Origin of the sequence: Mesorhizobium sp. WSM4983, assembly GCF_029625765.1 — a bacterium.
In the GTDB taxonomy this organism is placed as follows: Bacteria; Pseudomonadota; Alphaproteobacteria; order Rhizobiales; family Rhizobiaceae; genus Mesorhizobium.
This window is the reverse complement of record NZ_JARTVM010000006.1, coordinates 252,209-273,767: the sequence shown is the minus strand read 5'-3', so window position 1 is coordinate 273,767 and position 21,559 is coordinate 252,209. Positions and strand designations below refer to the sequence as shown.

General features: G+C 63.8%; 20 protein-coding genes. 9 read left to right on the top strand and 11 right to left on the bottom strand.

What is annotated here, in order from left to right:
- Nucleotides 1–115: 115 nt before the first annotated feature.
- The 3 genes from P9254_RS19045 to P9254_RS19035 all read right to left on the bottom strand — a co-directional run bounded on the left by P9254_RS19045 (nucleotide 116) and on the right by P9254_RS19035 (nucleotide 4,605).
- Nucleotides 116–2,572 (bottom strand): penicillin-binding protein 1A, encoded by a 2,457-nt coding sequence (locus tag P9254_RS19045; RefSeq protein ID WP_095801312.1) that lies wholly within the window; start codon nucleotides 2,570–2,572, stop codon nucleotides 116–118.
- Nucleotides 2,573–2,802: 230 nt separating this feature from the next.
- A complete protein-coding gene (locus P9254_RS19040) occupies nucleotides 2,803–4,002 on the bottom strand; it encodes an N-acetylmuramoyl-L-alanine amidase (protein WP_442920331.1) in 1,200 nt (399 codons plus the stop codon).
- 276 nt (nucleotides 4,003–4,278) lie between these two features.
- The gene (locus tag P9254_RS19035) at nucleotides 4,279–4,605 is read right to left on the bottom strand and encodes a hypothetical protein (RefSeq protein ID WP_278055934.1); all 327 of its coding nucleotides are present in this window, start codon (nucleotides 4,603–4,605) and stop codon (nucleotides 4,279–4,281) included.
- A 92-nt stretch (nucleotides 4,606–4,697) separates the two neighbouring features.
- Here P9254_RS19035 and P9254_RS19030 point away from each other — a divergent pair, with 92 nt between their 5' ends.
- Complete coding sequence (locus P9254_RS19030) at nucleotides 4,698–7,652, top strand: Rne/Rng family ribonuclease (protein ID WP_278055936.1); 2,955 nt, start codon at nucleotides 4,698–4,700, stop codon at nucleotides 7,650–7,652.
- Nucleotides 7,653–7,753: 101 nt separating this feature from the next.
- Here the strand turns inward: P9254_RS19030 and P9254_RS19025 are convergent, their stop codons facing one another.
- Both P9254_RS19025 and P9254_RS19020 read right to left on the bottom strand, forming a co-directional pair.
- Nucleotides 7,754–8,683 carry a glutaminase gene (locus P9254_RS19025; RefSeq protein ID WP_164746708.1) on the bottom strand — a complete coding sequence of 310 codons (930 nt, stop codon included), beginning with the start codon at nucleotides 8,681–8,683 and terminating at the stop codon, nucleotides 7,754–7,756.
- 5 nt (nucleotides 8,684–8,688) lie between these two features.
- Nucleotides 8,689–9,837 carry a pyridoxal phosphate-dependent aminotransferase gene (locus P9254_RS19020; RefSeq protein ID WP_278055938.1) on the bottom strand — a complete coding sequence of 383 codons (1,149 nt, stop codon included), beginning with the start codon at nucleotides 9,835–9,837 and terminating at the stop codon, nucleotides 8,689–8,691.
- A gap of 207 nt (nucleotides 9,838–10,044) precedes the next feature.
- Here P9254_RS19020 and P9254_RS19015 point away from each other — a divergent pair, with 207 nt between their 5' ends.
- The 6 genes from P9254_RS19015 to aat all read left to right on the top strand — a co-directional run bounded on the left by P9254_RS19015 (nucleotide 10,045) and on the right by aat (nucleotide 15,430).
- Nucleotides 10,045–11,436, top strand: coding sequence for a M48 family metalloprotease (locus tag P9254_RS19015; RefSeq protein ID WP_095824709.1), 1,392 nt, complete (start codon nucleotides 10,045–10,047; stop codon nucleotides 11,434–11,436).
- A 57-nt stretch (nucleotides 11,437–11,493) separates the two neighbouring features.
- The gene (locus P9254_RS19010) at nucleotides 11,494–12,297 is read left to right on the top strand and encodes a DsbA family protein (RefSeq protein ID WP_067321649.1); all 804 of its coding nucleotides are present in this window, start codon (nucleotides 11,494–11,496) and stop codon (nucleotides 12,295–12,297) included.
- 200 nt (nucleotides 12,298–12,497) lie between these two features.
- Complete coding sequence (gene aroQ / locus P9254_RS19005; protein ID WP_095824855.1) at nucleotides 12,498–12,932, top strand: type II 3-dehydroquinate dehydratase; 435 nt, start codon at nucleotides 12,498–12,500, stop codon at nucleotides 12,930–12,932.
- 26 nt (nucleotides 12,933–12,958) lie between these two features.
- Nucleotides 12,959–13,426, top strand: a complete 468-nt coding sequence (gene accB, locus P9254_RS19000; protein ID WP_067321651.1) for an acetyl-CoA carboxylase biotin carboxyl carrier protein — start codon at nucleotides 12,959–12,961, stop codon at nucleotides 13,424–13,426.
- A 19-nt stretch (nucleotides 13,427–13,445) separates the two neighbouring features.
- Entirely contained in the window at nucleotides 13,446–14,789 is a 1,344-nt protein-coding gene (gene accC / locus P9254_RS18995; RefSeq protein WP_066989500.1) for an acetyl-CoA carboxylase biotin carboxylase subunit, read from the top strand.
- A 23-nt stretch (nucleotides 14,790–14,812) separates the two neighbouring features.
- Complete coding sequence (aat, locus tag P9254_RS18990; protein WP_066989498.1) at nucleotides 14,813–15,430, top strand: leucyl/phenylalanyl-tRNA--protein transferase; 618 nt, start codon at nucleotides 14,813–14,815, stop codon at nucleotides 15,428–15,430.
- A 9-nt stretch (nucleotides 15,431–15,439) separates the two neighbouring features.
- Here the strand turns inward: aat and P9254_RS18985 are convergent, their stop codons facing one another.
- The 3 genes from P9254_RS18985 to P9254_RS18975 form a co-directional block, all read right to left on the bottom strand.
- Nucleotides 15,440–15,823 (bottom strand): hypothetical protein, encoded by a 384-nt coding sequence (locus P9254_RS18985; protein ID WP_066989496.1) that lies wholly within the window; start codon nucleotides 15,821–15,823, stop codon nucleotides 15,440–15,442.
- Nucleotides 15,824–15,892: 69 nt separating this feature from the next.
- Nucleotides 15,893–16,459 carry a DUF2155 domain-containing protein gene (locus tag P9254_RS18980; RefSeq protein ID WP_278055942.1) on the bottom strand — a complete coding sequence of 189 codons (567 nt, stop codon included), beginning with the start codon at nucleotides 16,457–16,459 and terminating at the stop codon, nucleotides 15,893–15,895.
- A gap of 117 nt (nucleotides 16,460–16,576) precedes the next feature.
- Nucleotides 16,577–16,975 carry an NADH:ubiquinone oxidoreductase subunit NDUFA12 gene (locus P9254_RS18975; protein ID WP_066989491.1) on the bottom strand — a complete coding sequence of 133 codons (399 nt, stop codon included), beginning with the start codon at nucleotides 16,973–16,975 and terminating at the stop codon, nucleotides 16,577–16,579.
- Nucleotides 16,976–17,200: 225 nt separating this feature from the next.
- Between P9254_RS18975 and panB the strand changes: the two genes are divergently transcribed.
- Complete coding sequence (panB, locus tag P9254_RS18970; RefSeq protein ID WP_278055944.1) at nucleotides 17,201–18,040, top strand: 3-methyl-2-oxobutanoate hydroxymethyltransferase; 840 nt, start codon at nucleotides 17,201–17,203, stop codon at nucleotides 18,038–18,040.
- Nucleotides 18,037–18,900 carry a pantoate--beta-alanine ligase gene (gene panC / locus P9254_RS18965; protein WP_278054629.1) on the top strand — a complete coding sequence of 288 codons (864 nt, stop codon included), beginning with the start codon at nucleotides 18,037–18,039 and terminating at the stop codon, nucleotides 18,898–18,900. The genes panB and panC overlap by 4 nt, the downstream gene beginning before the upstream one ends.
- Here panC and P9254_RS18960 read toward each other — a convergent pair.
- The 3 genes from P9254_RS18960 to P9254_RS18950 form a co-directional block, all read right to left on the bottom strand.
- On the bottom strand, nucleotides 18,897–19,385 hold the full coding sequence (locus P9254_RS18960; RefSeq protein WP_278055946.1) for a GNAT family N-acetyltransferase: 489 nt from the start codon (nucleotides 19,383–19,385) through the stop codon (nucleotides 18,897–18,899). The genes panC and P9254_RS18960 overlap by 4 nt on opposite strands.
- 4 nt (nucleotides 19,386–19,389) lie before the next feature.
- The gene (gatB, locus tag P9254_RS18955) at nucleotides 19,390–20,889 is read right to left on the bottom strand and encodes an Asp-tRNA(Asn)/Glu-tRNA(Gln) amidotransferase subunit GatB (protein ID WP_278055948.1); all 1,500 of its coding nucleotides are present in this window, start codon (nucleotides 20,887–20,889) and stop codon (nucleotides 19,390–19,392) included.
- Nucleotides 20,890–21,064: 175 nt separating this feature from the next.
- On the bottom strand, nucleotides 21,065–21,496 hold the full coding sequence (locus P9254_RS18950) for a CBS domain-containing protein (RefSeq protein WP_066989480.1): 432 nt from the start codon (nucleotides 21,494–21,496) through the stop codon (nucleotides 21,065–21,067).
- Nucleotides 21,497–21,559: the final 63 nt, after the last annotated feature.

Here is a 21,559-nt window from a genome sequence, read left to right as displayed (position 1 = left end):
TGTCCTGTTCTTGTCGTTCTTTTCGGAATCGGCGCGATACATAGGCACGGCACCGCCGCCTGTAAAGCGAAATGGGCCGGCGTTAAGCTGCCGGCCCATTCGAAACCTGGGGAAGTCAGTAAAGGCCGCCGCCACCGTCCTGGATGGCCTGATTGGCCTGCGGCGACAGCGCGCCGCCGGCACCATTGGAGCCGTCCGCGCCCATGCCGATGACCCAATAGCTGTCGGCCGGGCCGGTGCCGGGCTTGAACGCCTCGATGATGGTGTTGGGGTCGCCTTCGGCCGCGCGCATGCCGGTCTTGCGGTTGATGGCGATCAGCTTCATGCCTTCCGGAACCTGGAAGTCGACATTGGGCGTGCCGTCGAGCGCGACGCGCATGAAGTCCTTGAAGATCGGCGCGGCGAGGCCACCACCCGTGGCCCCCTTGCCCAGGCCGCGCGGCGTATCGTAGCCCATATAGAGGCCGACGACGAGGTTCGGCGTGAAGCCGATGAACCAGGCGTCCTTCTCGTCATTGGTGGTTCCGGTCTTGCCGGCGATATGGCGGCCGAGCTCGGCGATGGTGGCGCCGGTGCCGCGCTGCACCACGCCCTCCATCATGGAGGTGATCTGGTAGGCGGTCATCGGATCGAGCACCTGCTCGGAATTGTCGACCAGTTCCGGCTCGGGTTGGTTCTTCCATTCGGCGGCGTTGCAGCCCTCGCAGCCGCGTTCGTCCTGCTTGAACACGGTCTTGCCGTAGCGATCCTGGATGCGGTCGATCAGCGACGGTTTGATCGACTTGCCGCCATTGGCCATGATCGAATAGGCCGACACCATGCGCATGACCGTCGTCTCGCCGGAGCCCAGAGCCATCGGCAGATAGGGCGCAAGATGATCGTAAACGCCGAAACGCTCGGCATATTCGACGACCAGCTTCATGCCCATGTCGTTGGCCAGCCGCACCGTCATCAGGTTGCGCGACTTCTCGATGCCCGAGCGCAAGGTGGCCGGGCCGGCGGCCGTGCCGTCATAGTTCTTCGGCGTCCAGGTCGTGTTGCCGCTCTGGATGGTGATCGGCCCGTCCATGATCACGGAAGCCGGCGTGTAGCCGTTGTCGAGCGCCGCCGAATAGACGATCGGCTTGAACGAGGAGCCCGGCTGGCGCATCGCCTGGGTAGCGCGGTTGAACTCCGACTGCGCGTAGGAGAAGCCGCCGACCATGGCCAACACACGCCCGGTATGCGGATCCATGGCAACCAGGCCGCCTTCGACCTCGGGCACCTGGCGCAGGCTATAGGCGTTGTCGGAGCCCTCGTTCTTCTGCACGAAGATGACGTCGCCGGGTTCAAGCACTTCCGCCGGAGATTTCGCCCTGACGGACTTGCCGTTGACGAAATGGCGCATGGCAAAGCCCATGTCGTCCTTGCTGACGGTGCCCTCGACGCGGTCCTTGACGAGGTCGCCGGAGACCTGACGCGCCGGCTGCATGCCGATCGTCAGCCCATCGGCCGAACTGTCGAGCACGACGGCGAGCGTCCACTCCGGCACGTCCTCCAGCCCCTTGACCGCGCCGAGCGGCACGCCCCAGTCGCCGGAAACGTCGATATGGGTCACCGGTCCGCGGTAGCCGCGCAGCGTGTCGTATTTCAGCAATCCGTTCTGCATCGCCTTGCGGGCGATGAGCTGGATTTTCGGATCGAGCGTGGTGCGCACCGACAGGCCGCCCTCATAGAGCGCATTCTCGCCGTAGCGGGCGATGATCTGGCGACGCACCTCCTCGGTGAAATACTCGCCCGCGAACAAGTAGGAGCCGTTACGGCGCGGCTTCACGCCGAGCGGCTCGGCCTTGGCCTTGTCGCCCTCCTCGCGCGTGACGTAGCCGTTCTCGACCATCTGGTCGATGACCCAATTGCGGCGCTCGATCGCCCGGTCGGCATGCTTGAAGGGATGATAGTTGTTGGGGCCCTTGGGCAGCGAAGCAAGGTAAGCGGCTTCAGCGACGGTGAGTTCGTTGACCGACTTGTCGAAATAGGTCAGCGCGGCGCCGGCAACGCCATAGGCGCCGAAGCCGAAGAAGATCTCGTTGAGATAGAGCTCGAGGATGCGGTCCTTCGAATAGGCCTGCTCGATGCGGAAGGCCAGGATCATCTCCTTGATCTTGCGCTCATAGGTCTGGTCGGAGGTCAGCAGGAAGTTCTTTGCAACCTGCTGCGTGATCGTCGAGGCGCCGACCTGACGCCTGCCCGAGCCGAAGTTCTGCAGATTGACGATGATGGCGCGGCCGAGGCCGGTGATGTCGATGCCGGGATGGTTATAGAAGTTCTTGTCCTCGGCCGACATGAAGGCAGCCTTGACGCGGTCCGGGATCGCCTGGATCGGCAGATAAAGGCGCCGCTCGCGAGCATATTCGGCCATCAGCGAGCCATCCGAGGCATGGATGCGCGTCGTCACCGGCGGCTCATATTTGGCCAGAACCTCGTAGTCGGGCAGATCCTTCGTCAGATGGCCGATGTAGATGGCAAGGCCCGCAGCGACCAGCAGCGCCAGCGTCGTGCCGATGCCGAAGAAATAGCCGATGAGACGAATCATGCCCGCTCCAGTCCGAGGTCCGGGATTTCCTAAACGAAGCCGACAGTCGCGCAAGCTTCAGGGGCGGTCCCAATCCGCAATGGAAACCCATTGTCGCGACCATGTGGACAAAATACGGCAGCACGAAGTTTCAGGAACTCAGTCCGCCAAATAATAACGCCACGTGTTGTCGTAGCGCAACGCTGCTTGCGGTTGTAGGACGGCTCAAGGTTGTGGGCAGGTGGGTCCCGTCAGCCCCCGGCCCTGGCTCCCGCTTTCGCTGCGGCAAACAGGGCAACGGCATTGGTTATGCTCTGAGCCGCCTTGCCGCGCCAGTCGGCGCTGAGCAATTGCGCCTCGTCCTTGCTGTTGGAGAGGTAACCAAGCTCGACCAGAACCGAGGGCACGTCGGGCGCCTTCAGCACCTTGAAGCCGGCCGAGCGCTGCGGATTGTTGATCAGACCGACGCTGGTCGACAACTGGCCGACCAGCGTGTGCGCAAAGCTCATCGAAAATCCGTGGGTCTCGCGGCGGATCAGGTCGATCAGGATGTCGGTGACCTCCTTATTGTCGTCCTCGATCTTTAGGCCGGCGAACTGGTCGGAGAGGTTTTCACGATCGGCGAGCGCCTGAGCCTCGGGATCGGAAGCCTTGTCCGAGAGCGTGTAGACCGTGGCGCCGCGGAGACCTCTGACGGCGATCGTATCGGCATGGATGGAGATCAAGAGATCAGCTTCGTGCTGGCGGGCGATGCGCACGCGCTCGTCGAGCGGCAGGTACACGTCACTGTCCCGTGTCATATAGACATCATAGCTGCCGACCGCGGCCAGCTTGTCACGTAGTTCGGTCGCAAAGGCGAGCGTGACGTTCTTCTCGACCGTGCCGCCGGCGCTCTCCGCGCCGCCGTCGACGCCGCCATGACCCGGATCGATGACCACTGTGAAGCGGTGCCCAGGCGCCGAAATCGGCCCTGTGCCGACACGGCCGCCCTTGTCGGTAGAAACGGTCGAGCCGGTCGTCAGCGATTGGTTGGCCAAAGCCTCGTCGAATTCTCTTTCGGATGCGGCCGACATGTCGATGGCGACGCGATAGCCGCTGCCATCGTCATTCTTCAGCACCTCGAGCTTGTCGACGGCAAACGGTCCCTTGCCGGTGAGGATCAGCCGAGAGCCTTTGCCCTGATCGCCGTAGCGAACGGCGCGCACCAGCCCGCGCGGCTTCACGTCCTTGGCGTTGAGGGCGAATCGCGTGCGCGGCAGGTCGACGACAAGGCGGCTGGGACCGCGCAGCAGAAACCACTTCACGTCCGGTTCTCGGTCGAAGGTCACGACGATGCGCATCTTGGTCGCGTCGCCGGCCATCTTGTAGCCGGTGGCGCCAAGCAACCCGTCGGCCCGCGAGGCGGCGGTCGCGCCAAGCAGGATCACCAGCAGGAAAACAGTCCTTGCCATGAGCCGCAGATATCCGGCGGCGCCACGCTCCTTGTCTGCGGTGCCTGCCAGTCCCATCTCTATCCTAGTCGCTCCCCGTTAGGCGCCTCGCGCCGGCCTGTTTGGCAGAACGGCCTGTCTGGCGGCCAACCCGATTAACGATTGGTATCCAGAGAAGGTTAACCAAGCCTTTCATGCAGTAGGTGGAGCGCCACCTTCCCCTGCGGAAGCGCTTTTTGCCGGCATCCGAAATCGGGGTTGCCTTCCAACCCGCCAAATCATAAAAGCGACATTGGATCACTGCAATCCTGGAACCGCCCGCCCTGCAGCTTCCCGCCAGGGTAAGATGTGCAAGGCGCTTCCGGGTTTCAGATGATCGCGACGATTTTCGCAGGCGTGCTCCCGTGGCGGGGGAATCGCTTGCGCGATGAAAACGGCCGGGATCTCCCGCGCCGGCTCTGTGCGAGCAAACAAGCTGGTCCGGCCAAGCCCGGGCTTTGGTTCAAAACGGTTCTGCTGGGTGCCGATGGCTTCAAGCGCAATCATGGAAAGGTCCGCATCGAACCGCGCCATTGTGGCTGCGGGCGGCACCGCCATCGCGCTCAAGCTCCGGCCGGCGGACATTCAATTATCCGGCAGCCACACAAATCCAGGCACAGAGCGGCGGGGTCTGCCTCGCCAGCTGCGGCTGATGGCTGCCGGGAGGAAACGAAATAATGCCCAACAAGATGCTGATAGACGCCTCCCACCCGGAGGAAACACGCGTTGTTGTCGTTCGCGGTAACCGCATCGAAGAATTCGACTTTGAATCCCAGGACAAGAAGCAGCTCAAAGGAAACATCTATCTCGCCCGCGTAACCCGCGTCGAACCTTCCCTTCAGGCAGCCTTTGTCGAATATGGCGGCAACCGTCACGGTTTTCTCGCCTTCAGTGAAATTCACCCCGACTATTACCAGATCCCGGTCGCCGACCGTCAGGCCCTGCTGCGCGCCGAAGCGCAGGAGGCGGACGACGAAGAGGACGAGGAGGCCGAGACCGGCGAGGAACAGCAGGCGCGCGATCGCGGCGGCCGCCGCAACCGCCGGCGCGGCGGCAAGAACCGCGACCGGGCCGAGCAAAAGCGCGGTTCCGATGCCGCCGGTGCCGACGAAGGCGGCGAAAGCGCCGATGAGGTCGCAGCTTCCAGCGCTTCCGCTGATGAGCCCGGCGATGCGGCCGATACCTCGACCGAAGCCACCGAAGGCTCCGAAACCGTTGAGACCGTAGCCGAGGCAGCCGGCGAAGAGGAGAACAAGGCCCCCGAAGCCGGCAGCGACACCGAAGACGCCGATGCGACCGACAGCGAGAATCGCCAGCCTTCCGAGAGCGGCCCCACTTCGATCGCCGCGAGCATCGATGCGGATGTGATTTCGGAACCGGTGCAGGCCGAATCGACCAGCGAGGTCGCTCCGGCCGAGGAAGCCGCTCCCAGCGACGATGATCGCGGCATGCTCGAAGAAGTTTCGTCCGCACATTCGGACGAACACGAAATCGAATCGGTCGGCGCCGAGGATGCGCTTGAAGAGGTTCGCAACCGCCGCAAGCCGGTGCGCCGCCAGTACAAGATCCAGGAAGTCATCAAGCGCCGCCAGATCCTACTGGTCCAGGTCGTCAAGGAAGAGCGCGGCAACAAGGGCGCGGCGCTGACCACCTATCTATCGCTCGCCGGCCGCTATTCGGTCTTGATGCCGAACACCGCGCGTGGCGGCGGCATATCGCGCAAGATCACCAATGCCCAGGACCGCAAGCGGCTGAAGGAGGTCGTCGCCGATCTCGAGGTGCCGCAGGGCATGGGAGTCATCCTGCGCACCGCCGGCGAAAGCCGCACCAAGGCCGAGATCAAGCGCGACTATGAATATTTGATGCGGCTTTGGGAGAATGTCCGCAATCTCACGCTGCAGTCCACGGCCCCTGCCCTGGTCTATGAGGAAGGCAGCCTGATCAAGCGCTCGGTCCGCGACCTGTACAACAAGGATATCGACGAGATCCTGGTCTCCGGCGAGGACGGCTACCGCGAGGCCAAGGACTTCATGCGGATGCTGATGCCGAGCCATGCCAAGGTGGTTCAGCCCTACCGCGACACCACGCCGATCTTCGTGCGCAACGGCATCGAGGCGCAGCTCGACCGGATGCTGCAGCCGCAAGTGACGCTGAAGAGCGGCGGCTACATCATCATCAACCAGACCGAGGCGCTGGTCTCGATCGACGTCAACTCCGGCCGCTCCACCAAGGAGCATTCGATCGAGGACACCGCGCTCCACACCAATCTGGAGGCCGCCGAGGAAGTCGCGCGGCAGCTCAGGCTGCGCGACCTTGCCGGCCTGATCGTCATCGACTTCATCGACATGGAGGAGAACCGCAACAACCGCGCGGTCGAGAAGCGGCTGAAGGATCACCTCAAGAACGATCGCGCCCGCATCCAGGTCGGTCGCATCTCGCATTTCGGCCTGATGGAGATGTCGCGCCAGCGCATCCGTGCCAGCGTGCTGGAATCGACGATGAAGCCCTGCCCGCATTGCGGCGGCACAGGCCATGTGAGATCGGACTCCTCGGTGGCGCTGATGGTGGTGCGGGCAATCGAGGAATTCCTGCTCAAGGATTCGCGCAGCCACATCACAGTGCGCACGCCGGCGGCGACCGCGCTGTATGTGCTCAACCACAAGCGCGCCAATCTGGTCGAGCTCGAGGCCCGGTTCGGCCTGAGCATCACGCTCGAAGCCGACGAGACGCTGGGCGCGCAACACTACGCGATCTTCCGCGGCGCGGTGGCTGAGAAGCCGGAAGGCTTCGTCGAGGTGCGTAGCCTGCCGACCTATGTCGAGCCGGAAGAACCCGAGGACGAGATCGTCGTCGAGGAGGAAGAAGAGGTATCGGTCCAGGCCGAACAGCCGCGCCATCCACAGCAGGGACAGCATCCGCAGCGGTCCGAGGACGGCGAAGGCGGCCGCAAGCGCCGCAAACGCCGTCGGCGGCGCGGCGGCAAGGATCGCGACCGCGAGCATCAAGGCCATGGCGATGCCGTCTCGGCCCCCGCACCTGCGGACGCCGGCACGATTGCTGGCGAAGCAGCAGCCGAGGTAACGGCTGAAGCACCGGCCGGGGCGGAAGCAGCTGAAGAGGGGCAGGGCAAGAAGCGCCGTCGCGGCAAGCGCGGCGGCAAGCGCAATCGCCGCGAGGAAGGCGAGATCGCTGCCGATGCCGATGCCGGCGATGGTCTCGAAGGCGAAGAAGCGGAAGTCGAAGCTCCCGAGGGCGCGCCGCCGGTCGCTGCAGCCGAAGAGCAGGCCGCGCCCTCGCCCGCCAATGACGATGTCGCGGAAACGGAGAAGCCGAAGAAGCCTCGCCGTGCACCGCGATCGAAGAAGGCTGTCGAGGAAACCGTCTCCGAAAAAGCGCCCGAGCCGGCGGCGGAACTTCCCGCTGAACCTGCGGCCGCCGAACCGGAGCTGGCAGCGGCCGCTGCTGCTCCGACCGAGGCCGAAGCGCAGGTCAATGCGCATCCGACGCGGCGCAAACCGCAGTCGATCGACACGCCGGTTGTCCCCGTCGTTTCGTCCAACGTCAGCGAGGAAGCCAAGACCGAAGAAAAGCCGAAGCGTGCCGGCTGGTGGCAGCGGAAAGGCTTTTTCTAAGCTCTTTCAGCACATTAGGCTTAGTTGTTAACAGAAGATCCCGTGCCGCCCGGCGCGGGATTTTCGTTTTCTGGCCTTCCAATCTTGCGCCCCAGCACCTGCTAAGGCGCGAAGATCGACCAGTTCATCATCCTGGCGAGCTTCTCAAGCGCTATGGAGCCGAGCTTTGAATTGCCGTTCTCGTTGAGGCCGGGGGACCAGACGGCGAGCGAGGCGACGCCCGGCACGATGCCAAGAATACCGCCGCCGACGCCACTCTTACCCGGAATGCCGACACGGAAGGCGAAATCGCCGGAGCCGTCATAGTGGCCGCAGGTCAGCATCAGCGCGCCGATGCGGCGCGCACGCTCGGTCGACACTACCGACAGCCCGGTCGCCGGGTTCCGACCGCCATTGGCGAGGAAGCGGCCGGCCATGGCGAGCTGCCGGCAGCTCATGGCGATGGCGCAATGATGGAAGTAGACGCCCAGCGCCAGCTCCGGCTCATGGTCGAGATTGCCAAAGGACTTCATGTAATTGGCCAGAGCGAAGTTGCGGTAGCCGGTAGCGCGTTCCGAGGCCGCGACCTCGCGGTCGATGATGATCGTGTCGTCGTCGGCCAGGAATTGGACGAAGCGCAGGATCTCGCCGATCGCCTCGCGCGGCTGGTGGCCGGCAAGCAGGATGTCGGATACGACGATGGCGCCGGCGTTGATGAACGGATTGCGCGGAATGCCGCTCTCATGCTCGAGCTGGACGATCGAGTTGAACGGATTGCCCGACGGCTCGCGGCCGACACGCTGCCACAACGCATCGCCGACCTTGCCCAGCGCCAGGGTCAGCGTGAACACCTTCGAGACGCTCTGGATCGAAAAGGGCTGATCGGCATCGCCGGCAAGGATGATGCGCCCGTCATTGGTCACGGCGGCAATGCCGAATTTCTTCGGATCGACTTTGCCGAGCTGCGGGATATAGGTGGCGACATCGCCGCGATCGCTGCGCTCGGTCATTTCGGCGGCCACTTCCGCCAGCGCCTGTTCAAGCTCGGGCATAGCGTCTATTTCAGCCAACTTTCGATGCGCGCCAGCGCCTCGACCATGTCGTCATGGCTGCCGGCATAGGAAAAGCGCATGGTGCGATGGCCCTGGAGCGGATCGAAATCACGGCCGGGCGTGGCCGCCACATGCGCCTCGGCCAGCATCTTGCGCGCGAAGGCCATGCTGTCATTGGTGTGCCGCGTGACATCGCAGAAGGCGTAGAACGCGCCGTCCATGGGCGCCGCGAGCGGGAAGCCCAGCTCCGGTAGACGCTTCATCAGCAGGTCGCGGTTCCAGGCATAACGCGCCTTCACCGCTTCCAGCTCTTGCGTGGCATTGAAGGCCTCGATCGCCGCGACCTGCGACAGTTCCGGCGGCGAGATGTAGAGGCTCTGCGCGATGCGCTCGACCGGCCGCACCAGTTCGTCCGGCAGCACCATCCAGCCGATGCGCCACCCGGTCATGCAATAATATTTCGAGAAGGAGTTGATCACCGTCACGCCGGCGCCACAGGCAAGTGCAGTGACGTCGGGCGCGGCATAGGCCAGCCGGTGGTAGATTTCGTCCGAGATCACCGCGATGCCAAGCTCGCCTGCGGTCCTCACCAACGCGGAAAGCTCGTCGGCTGGAATGACCGCGCCGGTCGGATTGGCTGGACTGGCAAACAGCACGCCTTTCAACGGCTTCTCGCGGTGTGCGCTCTTCAGGTGGTCGGCATGCAGATAGGCGTCCGATCCAAGCTCGATCTCGACGATCTCGATGCCAAGCGCGGCCATGATGTTGCGGTAGGCCGGATAGCCGGGCGCGGCGATGGCGACGCGGTCGCCGGGATCGAACATCGCCAGGAAAGCCAGGTTGAAGGCGGCCGACGAGCCGGTAGTGACGGCGATACGGGCGGGCGCGATATCGATCCCGTAATGCTCGCCATAGTGCGCGGCGATCGCCTTGCGCAGCTCCGCCAGGCCAAGAGCATCGGTGTAGCCGATGCGGCCGTGCTTCAGCGCGAGAGCGGCGGCTTCGCGGACGCCGACCGGCGCCGGGTCCGACGGCTGGCCGACCGCCATCGACACCACGGGAATCCCGGTCGCCTTCAGCCGGTTGGCCTCGGCCAGAATATCCATGGCGTGGAACGGCTCGACCTCGCCGCGGCGTGAAAGCGAAACGACCATCTGACTCTTCAGCCTGCCTTTGGTTGGCAAATCCACAGGCAAACCATCGCTCGCTTGCCCTGGAACTGCCGGGAGTTCGACGGCAGCGCCGCACAAATGCCCGATTGGTGTGGGGATCACAAGCGCGCAGGAAGTTATCGGCGCCGACTTTTCATCCTTCGCCCGCTCGTCTACCAGTGGACCTGTCATGTTGAGCCGACCCGAACGATGATCGATAGATCGACCGCAATAGGGCGAACCGCGCGCGGGTTCGCGACGCTCCTGCTCGCCGCCGCCGTCGCGGTGTCCACTTCGCTGAGCGCCTTCGCGCAAGGCGTGCCGGTGGTGCGCGACGCCGAGATCGAGGCGCTGGTGCGCGACTATGCCCGACCGATCTTCAAGGCGGCGGGCCTTGCCAATGACGGGATCGACATCGTTCTCGTCAACGACCAGAGCTTCAATGCGTTCGTGACCGGCCGCCGCCTGTTCATCAACACCGGCGCGCTGGTGACGGCCGAGACGCCGAACGAGATCATCGGCGTCATCGCGCACGAGGCCGGCCATATTGCCGGCGGCCACCAGCAGAAGCTGCGCGATCAACTCGATCGCGCCAAGACCATGGCCATCATCGCCACGCTGCTCGGGGCGGGCGCGATCGTGGCCGGCGCCACCACCAACAGCCGCGGCCTTGCCGGCGCCGGCATGGGCGTCGCCGCCGGCGGCGGCGAGATGGCGCAGCGCAGCATCCTTGCTTATCAGCGCGGCGAAGAAATCACCGCCGACCGCTCGGCGATCACCTACCTCAATGCCACCGGCCAGTCCGGCATGGGCATGCTGAAGACCTTCGGGCGCTTCCAGAGCGCGCTTTCGCTGTCGGGCACCCAGCTCGATCCTTACCGGATCAGCCATCCGATGCCCCGGGAGCGCATCGCCAATCTCGAGGTGCTGGTCAAGGCGAGCCCATATGTCAGCCAGGTCGACGCGCCGGCGCTGCAGCAGCGGCATGACATGATGCGCATCAAGATCGCGGCCTATATGCAAGGCCAGGCGGCCGTGGCGCGGCTGATGCGCAAGAACCCGACCAGCCTTGCCTCGCGCTATGGCGACGCGCAGCAGACCTATCTCTACGGCAATCCTGGCGCCGCGCTGACGAAAACCGCGGCCCTAATCAAGGAACAGCCGAAGAACCCCTATTTCCAGGAACTGCGCGGCGACATCCTGATGAAGGCCAACAGGCCCAAGGACGCCGCGGATGCCTATGCCAAAGCGGCGAGCCTCGACGCGGCGCGGTCCGGCTTGCTGCTGGTCTCGCTCGGCCAGGCGCTGATGGCGGTCGGCACGCCGGACTCAATCAACAAAGCGGTGGCGCAGCTCAACAGCGGGATCGGGCGCGACAAGGAAAACGCCGTAGCCTACCGCTATCTGGCTCAAGCCTATGCCGAATTGGGGCAAATCCCGGCCGCCGACCTTGCGACAGCGGAGGGCCATTTCTATTCGGCCGACTATAAGAACGCGAAGATCTTCGCCATGCGCGCTCAACAGAAGTTGAAGCGCGGCGAGCCCCGCTGGCTTCGCGCGCAGGATATCATAAACTACACGCCATCTAACAAACTCAAGTGAACCTCCCGGCCGCGCACGGCGACCAGGTTGGACCGGGACAGGCAGAAGGAACTGATCATGAACAAGGCAATCCTGCTCGGCAGCGCCGGCGTGGCGGTGGCGCTCGGCATGCTGGCATTCGGCTTCGTGGCAGGAAGCCCGCAGGCCGCTAGGGCCGACACGACGCAAGCCATCCAGGTGGCCTCGGCGGACAGCAAGATCGACCGCAAGGAGGTCGAAGGCATCATCCGCGACTATCTGTTGAAAAACCCCGAGGTCCTGCTCGAGGTTCAGGACGCGCTCGAGGCCAAGCAGAAGGAAGAGCAGCGGCTCGCCGCACTCGGCGTCATCAAGGATGCGAAGGACGAGATCTTCAACTCCACCTTCGACGGCGTGGTCGGCAACCCGAAGGGCAAAGTCACCATCGTCGAGTTCTACGACTACAATTGCGGCTTCTGCAAACGCGCCATTGAGGACATGAAGGCGCTGACCAAAGCCGATCCGGACCTGCGCTTCGTGCTCAAGGAGTTTCCAATCCTCAGCCCGGATTCGCAAAAGGCCAGCGTGGTCTCGATGGCCTTCCATCTGATGATGCCGGAGAAGTACAGCGAGTTCCACACTGCGCTGCTCGGCAGCCAGGGCCGTGCCACCGAATCCACCGCCATGAAGGTCGCTGTTTCGCTCGGTGCCGACGAGGCGAAGCTGCGCGAGAAGATGAAGGATCCGAGCATCAACGAAGCGCTCTCGCGCACCTACGATCTCGCCACCAAGCTGTCGATCACCGGCACGCCGTCCTATGTGGTCGGCAATGAGGTGGTGTTCGGCGCGCTCGGACAGCAGGTTCTGGCGGAGAAGATCGAGCAGGCCAAGAGCGCGCTCTAGGTTTGGGCATGGTCTTTTCCGAAAACCGCTGCACAGTTTTCGGGATCATGCTCTAAGCGATTGCGAGTCGCGATAACAGGCGGTTTTCCGCCTGTTGTGGACAGCGAAAGAACGTACTTGCGCTCTTTTCGCGGGCGGATATGCCCATTATAGAGGGCCGGCGCGCCGGCTTGCGGCCGGCGCCGAAGAGGTCGGCATATTTGAAAACGATTTTCGTCCTGAACGGTCCCAATCTCAATGCACTCGGCAAGCGTGAGCCGGGGATCTATGGCGGCAAGACGCTTGCCGCCATCGCCGAGGATTGCAAGGCCGCCGGCACGGCGCTCGGGCTCGAGATCGATTTTCGTCAGTCCAATCACGAAGGTGATCTCGTCGACTGGATCCAGGAAGCCGGTGAAAAGGCCGCAGGCATCGTCATCAATCCCGGGGCCTACAGCCATACCTCGATTGCCATTCACGACGCCATCCGCGCCATCGCGCCGCTGCCCGTCGCTGAAGTCCATCTTTCCAATATCCACGCGCGGGAGCCTTTCCGCCACGTCTCCATGGTCGCGCCGGTCGCTGTCGGCATGATCTGCGGGTTCGGGCCACTCGGCTATACGCTTGCGCTGCAGGCACTGGCGGTGCGCCTGTGACCGGCTCCCAAACAGAAGGCTCGAAAATGTCGATAAAGAAGAACGGTGTTGACCAGCAGCTGATCCGCGACTTGGCGGGCATACTGAACGACACCAACCTGACCGAGATCGAGGTCGAGCTCGGCGATCTGAAAGTGCGCGTGTCGCGTCAGTCTCAGGCCGTCCACGCGGTCGCTGCTCCGCTTCCTATGCCGTCCGCGGCGGTTGCCGGGCCGGCTCAGGCGGTAGCGGCCGCGCCCGCGACGGCAGCCGATCCTTCCAAGAACGCCGTGCCCTCGCCGATGGTCGGCACCGCCTATCTCGCGCCCTCGCCCGACGCCAAGGCGTTCATCGAGATCGGCCAGAAGGTGAAGGAAGGCCAGACGCTGCTCATCATCGAAGCGATGAAGACGATGAACCAGATTCCCTCGCCGCGCGCCGGCACGGTGACGGCGATCCTGATCGAGGACGCCCAGCCGGTCGAATACGGCATGCCGCTCGTGGTCATCGAGTAGAGCCGGGAACAGCGGGCAGATGTTCCAAAAAATCCTCATCGCCAATCGCGGCGAAATCGCGCTTCGGGTGCTGCGCGCCTGCAAGGAGCTCGGCATCCAGACGGTGGTGGTCCATTCGACGGCCGATTCCGACGCCATGCATGTGCGGCTTGCCGACGAAAGCGTCTGCATCGGCCCGCCGCCGTCACGCGAAAGCTATCTCAACATTCACCAGATCGTCGCCGCTTGCGAGATCACCGGCGCCGATGCCGTGCACCCGGGCTACGGCTTCCTGTCAGAAAACGCCAAGTTCGCCGATATCCTCGCCGCCCATAACATCACCTTCATCGGCCCTTCCGGCGACCATATCCGCATCATGGGCGACAAGATCGAAGCCAAGCGCACGGCAAAGCGCCTCGGCATCCCGGTGGTGCCTGGTTCGGACGGCGCGATCAGCGACGAGAAGGAAGCAAAGCGCATTGCCGCCGCGATCGGCTATCCGGTGATCATCAAGGCTTCGGCCGGCGGCGGCGGCCGCGGCATGAAGGTCGCCCGCACCGAAGCCGACCTCGAAGTGGCGCTGCAGACCGCCAGATCAGAAGCCGGCGCTGCCTTCGGCGACGATGCCGTTTACATCGAGAAATATCTGGAAAAGCCGCGCCATATCGAATTGCAGGTGTTCGGCGACGGCGCCGGACGCGGCGTGCATTTCGGCGAGCGCGACTGCTCGCTGCAACGCCGCCACCAGAAGGTGTGGGAGGAAGCGAACTCACCGGCCCTCAACGCCGAGGAACGTGCGCGCATCGGCGGCATCTGCGCCAAGGCGATCGCCGATCTTGGCTATTCCGGCGCCGGCACGATCGAATTCCTCTACGAGAACGGTGAATTCTATTTCATCGAGATGAATACACGCCTGCAGGTCGAGCATCCGGTGACCGAAGCGATCACCGGCATCGACCTCGTGCATGAGCAGATCCGTGTCGCCTCCGGCGGCGGACTGTCGGTCAAGCAGGAAGACATCAAGTTCAACGGCCACGCCATCGAGTGCCGCATCAACGCCGAGGATCCGCGCACGTTCACGCCGTCGCCCGGTACGATCACGCATTTCCACACGCCGGGCGGCCTCGGCATCCGCGTCGATTCCGGCGTCTATTCCGGCTACCGGATCCCGCCCTATTACGACAGCCTGATCGGTAAGCTGATCGTGCATGGGCGCAACCGCGTCGAATGCATGATGCGGCTGCGCCGGGCGCTCGACGAATTCGTCGTCGACGGCATCAAGACGACGCTGCCGCTGTTCCGCGACCTCGTCGGAAATCCGGATATCGCCAACGGCGATTACGACATCCACTGGCTTGAGAAATATTTGGCCAAGGAGGAATAGGATCTTGCGGTTATAATGGCGCAATGACTCGTCCCTACGCGCCCGGCTACCGCATCCCGACCGACCTGCTGCTGAAAGCCTATGCCTCGGGCGTGTTCCCGATGGCAGAGAGCGCCACCGACCCGGAAGTGTTCTGGGTGCGGCCGGAGACGCGCGGCATCATCCCGCTCGACGGATTCCACACGCCGCGCAGTCTGAAGAAGACGATCCGCAGGCACCCTTTCGACATCCGCTACGATTTCGACTTCGAGGCGACGATCGACGGCTGCGCGGAAAGGCGCGACGAGCGCCGCTCGACCTGGATCAACGCGCCGATCCGCGAAGCCTATGTCGAGCTCTATCGGCTGGGCCACTGCCATTCCGTCGAGGCGTGGCGCGAGGGCCGGCTGGCCGGCGGTCTCTATGGGGTGTCACTCGGGCGCGTCTTCTTCGGCGAAAGCATGTTCGCCCGAGAAACCGACGCCTCGAAGACCTGCCTCTATTATCTCGTCGAGCGGCTGAACGAACGCCGCTTCGCGCTCCTCGACACGCAGTTCACCACCGAGCACCTGAAGCGCTTCGGCGCCATCGACGTGCCGCGCAGCCGCTACGAAAAAATGCTGGCCGAGGCCCTGAAGGGCGATGCGGTCTTTTATCCCTGAGATAAGCGGTCACCCGCTCGCAGTTTCAATTGGCGTCTGGGAATGAAACATCATCTTCCAGCCATCGGCGCGATGAACATAGCCGGTGCTGACGAGAGCGGCATAGGGCTCGCCGTTTTCCCGCGTCGCGCGCGCCTCGTAGGTTAGCATGACGATATCGCTGCCGGGTTCGACCATGCCTTTCAGCCGAATGTCGAGATCGCGCCAGCGATTGGGCTTGGTGGCGGTCTTGGCCAGATCGGCATTGGTCATCGCCTGCGCCATCTCCGGAAAGGCGACGAGGCAATCCACATCGGCGTGGGCCGCGAAATATGCGGAATCGCCGGTCCAGAAGCCTTTCTCGATATCGAGAAGCTCTTTCTTGCTGGCAGTGATCGGCCTGATCGTTGCCATGGAAATCTCCCGTCGCCATCACCGTTTATCCAACGGATTGCGAAAAAGAGGGTTCCGAGAGTTCCGAGATCAGTTCCTGTCTGTGGTGTCGGCGCCATCCGGCGCGGGCGCCGCGTCCGACGGCTCAGGCGCTGCCTCGGCAGGCGGCTTCGGCTTGGCAGCATTCGTCTTCGGCTTGCCCGTATCGGCCTTGGCGGCGGTCGGCGGCGGCACGTCCGATTTTTGCTTGCAGCCCTTCAGCCAGACGTCATAGACGGCGTGCTCGACCGCGTTGAGACCGGGGCTTTCGGCGAACATCCAGCCGGTAAAGATACGGCGGATCTTGCGATCGAGCGTGATCTCGTCGACCTCGACGAAGGAATCGGTCTTCGGCTGTTCGGTCTCAGGCCGAGAGTAGCAGACGCGCGGCGTCACCTGCAGGGCGCCGAACTGCACCGTCTCGTCGATATAGACGTCGAAGGTGATGATGCGGCCGGTGATCTTGTCGATGCCGGCGAATTCGGCGACCGGATTGGTGATGCGGTCGGAAACCGCCGGCGCCGCCGGTGTCTGCGCGGCGGCGAACCCTGCCGTCGAGGCAGCCAGAACGGACGCTGCCGCGAACAGTCCCGTCGAGAGTCGGCCGAAAGAGTTCATGCAGGGATACCGGTGGTTGCGCCCGGGTGATTCTCTCAATCGCCCAAGGCTAGTCAGGGCTGCGCTATCAGCAAGGAGCTAAACGCCAATTGTGGCGACAAAAGACCGAAAACGCGTTTACGAACCGGGCGTCCAAGCGTCGTAGTCGCCGGTGACCTGCGGGCGATGCTGGTTGGTCAGAATGGAACCTTGCGGGCGATAGGCGCTCGGCGTTCCTGTGAGATTGGGCCGGTGCGGCTTCTGCCAATCACGAGCCTTATAGCTCTCGCTCGACGGAGGCGTGTCGACGCGATGATGCATCCAGCCATGCCAGCCCGGAGGGATCTTCGAGGCTTCGGAATAGTCACGATAGATGACCCAGCGGCGGGTGCGACCTTCCGAATCGATGCCGCCCTCGTAATAGACGTTGCCGACCTCGTCCTCGCCGACCTTGTTGCCGAAGCGCCAGGTGTGGAAGCGCGTGCCAAGTGTCTGGCTGTTCCACCAGGTGAAAAACTGCAGCAGGAAAGTCTTCATCCAGATCCTCGTTGCGGCAGCGGCCGCGCCGTTTCCTGCTTATGGCGTCAGGTCAACGCGAAGGCAAGGGTTTTGCCCAGCCTGCGATGTAAATGCTTCGTGCGCTAAATCGATACACGCGTGGAGATATCGCCACCTCGGCTTGCCAAGCGTTTGCGCAGTTTCTAAAGCTCGCACGCCCGGCAAAGCTGGCGGCCGGCCCGCGCCGGTTGAGGGAGGTGACGATTGGCCCCAGAACGGTCCACCGGCAATCGGATCGGCGCCGAAGACATTCGCCGCCGCAAGGGCGGCGTGCCGATCGTCTGTCTCACCGCCTATACCTATCCGATAGCCCGCATGCTCGATCCGCATGTCGACCTGCTTCTGGTCGGCGACAGCGTCGCCATGGTGCTGCATGGCCATGCCACAACGCTCGGCGCTTCGCTGGAGATGATGATCGCGCACGGACAAGCGGTGATGCGTGGCTCCGCAAAGGCCTGTGTGGTGGTCGACATGCCGGCAGGCAGCTACGAGGCCTCAGTGGCGCAAGCCGTTGCCTCGGCAAGGCGCATCATCGGCGAGACGGGCAGCCAGGCGGTCAAGCTCGAGGGTGGGGTCGACATGGCCGCGCAGATCGCGGCAATCGTCGCGGAAGGCATCCCGGTCATGGGCCATATCGGCCTGCAGCCGCAGTCGGTGGACAAGGACGGCGGCTACAAGATCAAGGGCAGGAGCAGGGAAAACATCGCCGCCCTTTTTCGCGACGCCGAAGCGGTTGAAAAGGCCGGCGCCTTCTCGGTCGTCATCGAGGGCACGGTCGAGGCGGTGGCTTCGGACCTCACCCGTCATATCGCGATCCCGACCATCGGCATCGGCGCCAGCGGCGACTGCGACGGCCAGATCCTGGTGGTAGACGACATGATCGGCATGACCGTCGACCGCGTGCCGAAATTCGTCAAGGAATACGCAGTGCTGCGCGACACCATTGCGGATGCGGCGGCGCGTTACGCCGACGAGGTGCGCAGCCGCGCATTTCCCGGACCTGACCACGTTTTTTCGGCGGCATCGGGCAAGGACCAGGCATGAGCGGGCCAATCGTCGTCGAGAGCGTTGCGGCCCTTCGCGCGCAGATCCGGGATTGGCGCCGGGCTGGCCTCAAGATCGCGATGGTGCCGACCATGGGCGCGCTGCATGACGGCCACATCTCGCTGGTCAGGATCGCGCTCAAAAAGGCGGAGCGCTGCGTCGTCTCCGTCTTCGTCAATCCGACCCAGTTCGCGCCGACCGAGGACCTGGACAAATATCCGCGCCAATTGGCCCGCGATCTCGACCAACTGCGGGAAGCAGGCGTGCATCTGGCCTTCACGCCAGGCGTGGCGGAAATGTACCCGGCCGGCTTCGCCACCAAAATCTCGGTCGGAGGCCCCTCCTCCGGCCTGGAGACGGATTTTCGGCCTGCCTTCTTCGACGGCGTCGCCACTGTCGTGGCCAAGCTTTTCCTGCAGGCAGCGCCCGACTGTGCCGTGTTCGGTGAGAAGGACTACCAGCAGCTTTGCGTTGTCAGGCAGCTGTGCCGTGATCTCGATCTGCCGGTCGAGATCGTCGGCGCGCCGACCGTGCGTGATTCCCACGGCCTCGCCATGTCGTCGCGCAACGCCTATCTCGGCGCGGCCGAGCTCGAGATCGCGCGCAAATTCAACGTGGTTCTGCGTCAGACCGCGGCCGAACTCGCGTCCGGCGCGGATGAGGCACGTGCGGTGAGTGAGGCTGCCGAAGCGCTCGTCAGGGCGGGCTTTCGGAAGGTCGACTACGTCGCCGCGCGGGAGGCCGCAGCGCTCGCGCCCTGGCGACGAGACCGCGACGGCCGCCTGCTCGCGGCGGCCTGGCTCGGCACCACCAGGCTGATCGACAATGTGGAAATCCCTGCCGCTCCGCCGGCGCTTTAGCCGAGCCGCTTCTCCAGGATGAGCGCGGTCCATCCCGAACTGCCGCCGCAATCCGCTGTCCTGCCTGCCGTCCGAAATCCGTTCGCCTCGTAGAAGGCGATCGCCGCCGCATTCGCCTGCTCGACCTCCAGACGCAGCGTCCGCATCTCCGGAAAACTGGCCTCGACTTCGTCGAGCAGCGCCTGGCCGATCCCTTGCCGCTGACAATCCGGAGATACGTAGAGCTGGTTCAGAAGGACGATTTTCGGGTCGGTGGTGGCGGTCGCGAAAGCCATGCCGCCAAGCCGCTTGCCATCGTCAGCGACCAGGAATTCGGAATTCGGCCGGGCCAGTTGCGCCTTGAGCGAAGCAAGAGAATGCCAGTCGTCGGTGATCGCCATTACATGCTCGGCGCCGTAGATGGCGTCATAGGTCGCATGCCACGTCTCGACCAGCAGCGCGCGGATCGCAACAAGATCGCGCTCGCTGGCGGTGCGGACGAACATCGCTCTATTCGATGCCGAGTTTGGCCTTGACCAGCTCGTTGACCGCCTGCGGGTTCGCCTTGCCGCCGGTCGCCTTCATCACCTGGCCGACGAACCAGCCGGCCATGGTCGGCTTGGCGCGCGCCTGCTCGGCCTTGTCCGGATTGGCGGCGATGACCTCGTCGACCGCCTTCTCGATGGCGCCGGTGTCTGTCACCTGCTTCATGCCGCGGCTTTCGACCAGTTGGCGCGGATCACCGCCCTCGTTCCAGACGATCTCGAACAGGTCCTTGGCGATCTTGCCGGAGATCGTGCCTTCCTTGATCAGGTCGACGACGGCACCGAGCTGCTCAGGCGAAACCGGAGCGTTTTCAATATCTTTGCCAGCCTTGTTGAGAGCGCCCAGCAGGTCGTTGATGACCCAGTTGGCGGCAAGCTTGCCGTCGCGCCCCGAGGCCACCTTCTCGAAGTAGTCGGCGACCGGCTTTTCCGACACCAGCACCGAGGCGTCGTAGGGCGATAGGCCGAGCGAGCCGATCAGCCGCGCCTTCTTCTCGTCCGGGAGTTCCGGCAGATGCTGTGCCAGATCATCGACATAGGCCTGGTCGAACTCCAGCGGCAGAAGGTCGGGGTCGGGGAAATAGCGGTAGTCATGCGCCTCTTCCTTGGAGCGCATCGAGCGCGTCTCGCCCTTGTTGGGGTCGAATAGGCGCGTCTCCTGCTCGATCGAGCCGCCGTCTTCGAGGATGGCGATCTGACGGCGCGCTTCGGACTCGATGGCCTGGCCGATGAAGCGGATCGAGTTGACGTTCTTGATCTCGCAGCGCGTGCCGAACGCGCCGCCCGGGCGGCGCACGGAGACATTGACGTCGGCGCGCAGCGAACCCTCGTCCATGTTGCCGTCGCAGGTACCGAGATAGCGCATTATGGTGCGCAGCTTGCTGACATAGGCCTTGGCCTCGTCGGCAGAGCGCATGTCCGGCTTGGAGACGATCTCCATGAGCGCAACGCCGGACCGGTTGAGGTCGACATAGGACATTGTCGGATGCTGGTCGTGCATAGACTTGCCGGCATCCTGCTCCAGATGCAGGCGCTCGATGCCGACCTCGATGTCCTCGAACTCGCCCTGCCGGTCCGGTCCGACCGAGACGATCACCTTGCCTTCGCCGACGATCGGCTGCTTGTACTGCGAGATCTGATAGCCCTGCGGCAGGTCCGGGTAGAAATAGTTCTTCCGATCGAAGACCGACTTGTGGTTGATCGCGGCCTTCAAGCCCAGCCCAGTGCGGATCGCCTGCTTGACGCATTCCTCGTTGATCACCGGCAGCATGCCGGGCATCGCCGCGTCGACCAGGCTGACATTGGCGTTGGGTGCCGCGCCGAAAGAGGTCGAGGCGCCGGAGAACAGCTTTGCCTCGGACGTCACTTGCGCATGCACTTCGAGCCCGATGATGATTTCCCAGTCGCCGGTGGCGCCGGAGATCAGGCGTTTCGGGTCGGGCGTGCGGGTATCGATGATGCTCATGGAGGCCTATGGGTCGCATTCGTGGCTGGCGCGATTTTGCTTATCGCGTTGCGAAAATCGCATCACTCGCTAGTGCAAACCGTTCCTTGAGACAAGTCCAAAGCCGCGCGCAGGCCTCCAGGCAGCTTGCGCTTGTAAGCCCACGGGCTGTGCTGGCGGCACCTTCCCGCCTGTATCAGGCGGTGGCGATGTAGGCCCGGATCTCCTCGGCCTCGCGCTCGACATCCTCGATCCGGCGCTTGACCACATCGCCGATCGACACGATGCCGTCGAGCATCCCGTCCTTCTCCACCGGCAGGTGGCGGAAGCGACCCTTCGTCATGATCTCCATGACCTCGTTGACCGTGTGGTTCTCGTTGCAGATCTTGACCTTCGGCGTCATGGCCGATCGGACCGGAATATCGAGCGCGGCCGCGCCCTCCCTGGCCAGCACTCGCACGATGTCACGTTCGGAAAGGATGCCGACGATCTTGCGGTCGCCATTGGTGATGACCAGCGCGCCGATCCTATGCTCGGTCAGGATGCGAATAGCTTCGCTCAGCTTTTCATTAGGCCCGAGTGTGAACACGTCATGGCCTTTTTGCTCAAGAATTGCCTTCACAGTCATGGCGTCCTCCTGTGCCTTGCCCGCCGGCTCCTGCCCTGACCGGCATTCACGTTCCGGTGAACA